Source organism: Streptomyces sp. NPDC020875, from assembly GCF_040641415.1.
Taxonomy (GTDB): Bacteria; Actinomycetota; Actinomycetes; order Streptomycetales; family Streptomycetaceae; genus Streptomyces.
Genome location: NZ_JBFADP010000004.1, coordinates 20,750 through 27,188 on the forward strand (window position 1 = coordinate 20,750; position 6,439 = coordinate 27,188).

General features: G+C 73.1%; 3 protein-coding genes. All 3 read right to left on the reverse strand.

The features are described from left to right. Window positions 1–216: 216 nt before the first annotated feature. The 3 genes from AB0G74_RS03370 to AB0G74_RS03380 all read right to left on the reverse strand — a co-directional run bounded on the left by AB0G74_RS03370 (window position 217) and on the right by AB0G74_RS03380 (window position 6,249). Window positions 217–2,403, reverse strand: coding sequence for a PQQ-binding-like beta-propeller repeat protein (locus tag AB0G74_RS03370; protein WP_361140039.1), 2,187 nt, complete (start codon window positions 2,401–2,403; stop codon window positions 217–219). Between the two features lie 311 nt (window positions 2,404–2,714). Further along, window positions 2,715–4,532, reverse strand: coding sequence for an ABC-F family ATP-binding cassette domain-containing protein (locus tag AB0G74_RS03375; RefSeq protein WP_361140041.1), 1,818 nt, complete (start codon window positions 4,530–4,532; stop codon window positions 2,715–2,717). Window positions 4,533–4,794: 262 nt separating this feature from the next. Next, entirely contained in the window at window positions 4,795–6,249 is a 1,455-nt protein-coding gene (locus tag AB0G74_RS03380; protein ID WP_361140042.1) for an acyltransferase, read from the reverse strand. Between the last annotated feature and the right edge of the window lie 190 nt (window positions 6,250–6,439).

Below are 6,439 nucleotides of genomic sequence, written 5' to 3' on the forward strand. Positions count from 1 at the left end.
TACGGCTGCCCGGCGCGGCTGTCCGGTGACCGGACGGCGGGCCCGCGATCGTCGGCTGACGGGACGCCCGGTCCTGCGGTTCCGGTTCCGGCTCCGGATTCGGTTCCGGATTCCGGCAGTGATTCCGGATTCCGGCTGTGATTCCGCTTCCGGCCGGTGGCCGGGCGCCGAATCACCAGGCGCCCGGTACGGCGGCGACACCGCGCGGCCCCGCCGTCAGGGACCGAACGCCAGCATCGTCGGTTTCGTCAGCTCCTCCTCGTCGCTGGACGCGCTGACCCGGCCCGGCACGATGAAGAGCCGGCCGCCCTCGTAGAGGAGTCGCGCCGAGTAGAAGGAGTTCTCGACCGAGGCCGCTCCCCGGGGGTGCCGCAGTACGGTCTTCGGCGCGCCGCCGCCCGGGGCGATGGTGGCGACCGCGCCCCCGGTGTCGTAGGAGGGCTCCCGGTAGACCACCACGTCACGGCCCTGCATCCGGAGCGGTACGGCGGTGGTGTCGCCGCCGGACGGGGCCCGCCACTTGGCGCGGCCGGTGTTCAGGTCGAAGGCGACGATCTGGTTGGCGCCGCCCGCGCGGACCGGCTCGGTGGCCATGTAGAGGGTGCTCGCGTCGGCGGCGACGCCCGTACAGCCCTCCAGGTTCTGGCCGAAGATGACGAGGGAGCCGCCGCAGCCGACCCGGAAGCGGTCCTTGCCCCCGGCGATCTGGGAGCGGACCTTTCCGTCGTCCTTCAGCGCCACCACGGTCCACTTCTTGGGCTCGCGCTGGATGAGGGAGACCACGACCGGGGCGGTGGAGTAGACCTTGTCGATCTCCCATCCGGCGGGTACGGCGAAGGTCCAGCGCGCCTTGCCGGTGGCCGGGTCGACCTGCTGGAGCTGGTGCTTGGGCTTCTTGTAGTCGGAGGTGGGGCAGCTCACGGCGGCCAGCAGCTTCGGCCCGCCCGCGTAGGCGAACGGACGGCAGCCGCTGCGCGGCCCGGCGAAGATCTGCTTCCCCGTCCGCATCGAGAAGCCGTACGACACCCCGGTGGCCCCGGCGGCGAGGGTGTCGCCGCTGATGGTGAGGGTGTGGTCGGAGAGGGCGAGGAAGCCGCGTTCGGCCGGGATGGCGGACTTCCAGCCGACCTTGCCGGTGGCCAGGTCGACCAGGCGCAGATCGCGGCAGCGGGCACCGTCCCCGGCGCCGTCCTTCACACCGACGACGATCGCGCCGGACGCGGAGGGCCGGGGCGTGGCCGAGCACAGCTCCTGCTCCAGCGGCAGGGTCCACTTCTTCCGGCCGTCGCTCGCCGAATAGCCCACGACCTGCTTGTACATGGCCTTGACCACGGTGTCGCCGCTGACCCAGGGGCCGAAGACGGTGGCGCCGTTGCGCGGCAGGTCGACATCGTTCTTGGTGAGGAAGAGGGCCCGGGCGTCACCGGGGGCGCGGCCCGCGTTGAGGTCCTTGCCGCCGTTCTCCCGGTCGCCGTTCTCGATCCCGCTGCCCCGGCCGGGACCGGCGGAGGGTTCGGACGCGGACGGTTCGGGGGTGGCCGACGCCCCGGCGACCGGCTTCTTCTCGCCGCCGTCGCCGTCGTCGTCACCGAGCAGGGCGTACGTACCGCCGCCGACGACCAGCAGGGCCGCGACGGACGCGGCGACGAGGACGACCGTACGGCGCTTGCGCCCACCGGCGGCCGGGCCGCCGCCGGATCCGTTCGGGGTTCCGCTCACGGTTCCGCCCGAGGTTCCGGCGAAGCCGTCGGCGGGCGGGAACGGGGCTGCGTACGGGGCCTGGCCGGGGGCCTGGTACGGCTGGGCGAAACCCTGCTGCTGATGGCCGCCGTCGTACGGACCGCCGGGCGCGGCGGGCTGCTGATACGGGCCGGGGGCCTGGTCCTGGTACGCACCCGGGGCCTGCTGCTCGTAGCCGGAGGGCTGACCGTGGCCGGTGCCGGGGCCGGTGCCGTAGGCGTACGGCTCGCCGCCGGGTATCGCGCCCTGCCCGTAGTGGCCGTACTGGCCGGGCTGACCGTACGGGCCCGGCTGCTCGGCCTGCGGCGGGGCGTTCGGGGGCATCGGCGGGGCGCCGGGCGGTGTCTGCGGGTACGCGGGCGGCTGGACCTGGCCCTGATAGGGGCTCTGGTACGGGCCGGAGGCGTACAGTCCGCCCTGCTGGGGGTCGTGCGAGGCGTACGGAGTGTCCGGGGCGTCCGGGGCGGCGTACGGGCCTTGGCCGGGCGTCTCGTACGGGCTCCCCTGATACGAGGCCGTCGGCGGAGCCGGGGCGTCCTCCGGGCCCCGCGGCCCGCCGTATCCCCCGTCGCCCCCGGCTTCGGGGTGCCGCGGATCCCCGGTACGGGGATCGCGAGGGGCTTCATCGCCCCCCGGCGGCTGTTGGCTGGGCGGCTGAGACATCAGCGCATCCCCCTTCGTACGGTCCTGGGTCCGACGGCCTCCCCCGCTTTTCCGGTGCGCGCACGGCGCGCTGCTTGGCAGGTACCCGTATCCCGGAAAGGAGCGTTCCGGACCTGGAGCCGCGTTCTCACGGCAGTCGAGCGGAGCTTCTTTCTATCACCCGGACCGTCCGGCGAAAGGGCCGGTCCACCGCCGTCACCAGGCATGGACCGGCTTGTGACGGCGCCGTTATGAAGCCTGCACCCGACCCTCACGGACCGGCGGCCCGGCCCGGATCCCGGACCCGGCGGCCCGCCGCCGTACCCCCGGCCTCAGACCTCGTCGGCCAACTCCAGCCAACGGCCCTCCAGTTCCTCCCGCTGCCCCGCCAGCTCCCGAAGCTCGGCGTCCAGCTTGGCGACCCTGGCGAAATCGGTGGCATTGGCCGCGATCTCGTCGTGGACCGCGGCCTCCTTCCCGGCCAGCTTGTCGAGCTGCCGCTCGATCCGCTGCAACTCCTTCTGCGCGGCCCGCAACTCACCGGCCGACTTCGCCTTCGCCTCCGGCGCCGGGCCGTCCTTGCGGTCGGCGGGGGCCGCCGGGGCCGCCGCCTCCACGGCGTCGCGCCGCCGCTCCAGATACTCGTCGATACCCCGCGGCAGCATCCGCAGGGTCTGGTCCCCCAGCAGGGCCAGCACCCGGTCCGTGGTCCGCTCCACAAAGAACCGGTCGTGCGAGATGACCACCATGGAGCCCGGCCAGCCGTCGAGCAGATCCTCCAGCTGGGTCAGGGTCTCGATGTCGAGGTCGTTGGTGGGCTCGTCGAGGAAGAGCACATTCGGCTCGTCCATCAGCAGCCGCAGCAACTGGAGCCGGCGTCGCTCACCACCGGAGAGATCGCCGACCGGGGTCCACTGCTTCTCCTTGACGAAGCCGAACTGCTCGCACAGCTGCCCCGCCGTCATCTCCCGGCCCTTGCCGAGATCGACCCGGTCCCGGATCTGCTGAACGGCCTCCAGGACCCGCAGCGTCGGCGGCAGCTCCGTGACGTCCTGGGAGAGATACGCCAGACGTACCGTTTTACCGACGGTGACCCGCCCGGCGGCGGGCTGCTTCTCGCCCTCCGAATCGGCGGCCTCGGCGAGCGCGCGCAGCAGGGACGTCTTCCCCGCGCCGTTCACCCCCACCAGACCGATCCGGTCGCCGGGGCCGAGCTGCCAGGTGAGACGGCGCAGCAGCACCTTGGGACCGGCCTGGACCGTCACGTCCTCCAGGTCGAAGACCGTCTTGCCGAGCCGCGCGGAGGCGAACTTCATCAACTCCGACGTGTCACGGGGCGGCGGCACATCGGCGATCAGCTCGTTGGCGGCCTCGATGCGGTAGCGGGGCTTGGAGGTACGGGCCGGGGCGCCGCGGCGCAGCCACGCCAGCTCCTTGCGCATCAGGTTCTGCCGCTTCACCTCCTCGGTCGCGGCGATCCGCTCCCGTTCGGCCCGGGCGAAGACATAGTCGCTGTAGCCGCCCTCGTACTCGTAGACCGCGCCCCGCTGGACGTCCCACATCCGGGTGCAGACCTGATCGAGGAACCAGCGGTCGTGGGTGACGCAGACCAGCGCCGAGCGGCGGGCCCGCAGATGGGCGGCGAGCCAGGAGATGCCCTCGACGTCCAGATGGTTCGTCGGCTCGTCCAGCACGATCAGGTCCGGCTCGGCGATGAGCAGCTTCGCCAGGGCGATCCGGCGGCGCTCACCGCCCGAGAGGGGGCCGATCACGGTGTCCAGGCCCTCGGGGAAACCGGGCAGCGACAGCCCGCCGAAGAGCCCCGTCAGCACATCCCGGATCTTGGCGCTGCCCGCCCACTCGTGATCGGCGAGATCGCCGATGACCTCGTGCCGGACGGTGGCGGCGGGGTCGAGGGAATCGTGCTGGGTGAGCACCCCGAGCCGCAGCCCGCCGCTCTGGGTGACCCGACCGCTGTCGGGGTCCTCCAGCTTCGCCAGCAGCCGGATCAGCGTCGTCTTGCCGTCGCCGTTGCGGCCCACCACCCCGATCCGGTCGCCTTCGGAGACGCCGAGGGACACGGAGTCGAGCAGGGCACGGGTTCCGTACACCTTGCTGACGGCCTCGACATTGACCAGATTGACGGCCATTTCTCTCCTGCGTAGGGCGACTGGATCGGCCTCCCAGCGTAGTCGCCGCGCGGCCCACCGGCGGCGGGGGCGGTACGGGCGGTCCCCGCCGGGGCCGGGGGCAGCCCGGGACGGCCCCGGGCGACCCGGGGACGGCCGGTCCGCTCAGGCCGTCCGGCTAGGTCGTTTCTTTCGGATCGGGCTGGGATAGGGAGCGGGGTCTGGTGCCGTGGATCGCAAGGCGGAGGAATGAGCCACTGCGGTGGGGGTACCTCCCGCGCCGCTAGGCGCAGGGGGCCATTGGTGATTGACGACAACGCGGCGAGGCGCGGTGCCAGGGCACGCGAGCCCCAGCCCGATCCGAAAGAGACGGCCTAGCGGTCCGCCGGGACGCGCGGCCCGCGCGGCCCGCACGTTCGACCAGCAGCCAGCCCACGAGGGCGGCGGCGAGGGCGGCGGGGGCGGTCACCGGGATCGCGATCAGCGTCGCGGACTTCCCCTCCAGCAGGTCGTCGTACCCGACCATCGAGATCCCCAGGACACCCAGCAGACAGAGAGTGATCCCGGCGGCGGCCACCGGCCCGCCGGTCCCGGTCCCGGTTGTCGTCGCGGGCGTCGCGGGCGTCGCGGGGCGTTCGAAGCGGCGGAAGACGGCGACGAGGACCGTACCGACGACAGCGGCGGCGGCCAGCCGGACCGGGGTCTGCGCCCACCAGGCACCCGAAGCGGGCTCCGGCAGGGCGGCCCCGGCACCGAGCAGTACGCCGTACACGGCCAGCAACGCCGTCAGATGCCACAGGAACGCCGTCATCGCGATCCCGTTCGCGGCGATCACCCCGCGCCACACCCGGGCCCGCCCCGCGAGCCGGGTCCCCGGCCCCCGCAGCGCCTCGGCCGCGCCGATCAACCACAGACCGTGCGCGAGCAGCGCGACCGTCGGCGGAGCCATGTTGGAGACCTTCTCGCCGGGCATCCCGACCATCGAGAAGGGGTACGGCCCCAGGGCGACCAGGGCCGCGGCGGCGACCAGACCGACGGCGGCGAGCACCCCGGGCCGGGTGATCCGCCCGTCGGCACGGAGGAAGCCGAGCTGGTGGATCGCCAGCCAGACGAAGGCGAAGTTCAGAAACTCGGCGTACGGCAGCCCGGCGGCGAACCGGGCCGTGTCCACGGCGACGGCGGCGGCCACCAGAGCCCCGAACACGGCCCAGCCGTGGCGCTCGTGCAGCCGCAGCAGCGGTGGAGTGAAGGCGACCATCGCGAGATAGATCCCGATGAACCACAGCGGCTGCGTGACCAGCCGCAACGCCACCCCAGTCAGCCCGTCGCCGCCGCCCGCCGCCTGAATCACCAGCGCCAGCGCCGCCCACACCAGGAGAAAGACCATCGTGGGCCGCAGCAGCCGCTGGAGCCGGGCCCGCAGGAAGTCCGCGTACACGGAACGCCCCGGGGCGCGGCGGGCCAGCGACCGGTACGACAGGGCGTGCGCGAACCCGCCGACGAAGAAGAAGACCGGCATGATCTGGAGCACCCAGGTCAACACCTGCAACGCGGGCACGACGGCGAGCAGATTGCCCACCTCGCGGGCGCCGTCGTCGGACACCACGACCACGGCCATCAGCCAGTGCCCCAGCACGACGACCCCGAGGGAGAGCACCCGCAGCAGATCGGCGTACCGGTCCCGCGCGGCGGGCGTGGCATCGGCGAGCGCGCGAACGGAGACGGGTTCAGTGGCCATGCGCCTACGGTGCCGGGCGGGGTGCCGCCGGGGTCAGGGCGCGGATACTCACTTCGCGCCCTGAGTACACCACGCGCCGCCGACGCCTGTTCTCGGGTTCCCCGGCGCCTATGCCTTCGGCGATGGGGGGACCTCCAGCGCCTTGGCTCTCCGGGTGAGGCTTACAGACCCGGGTCCCGCCCGGCGGCCT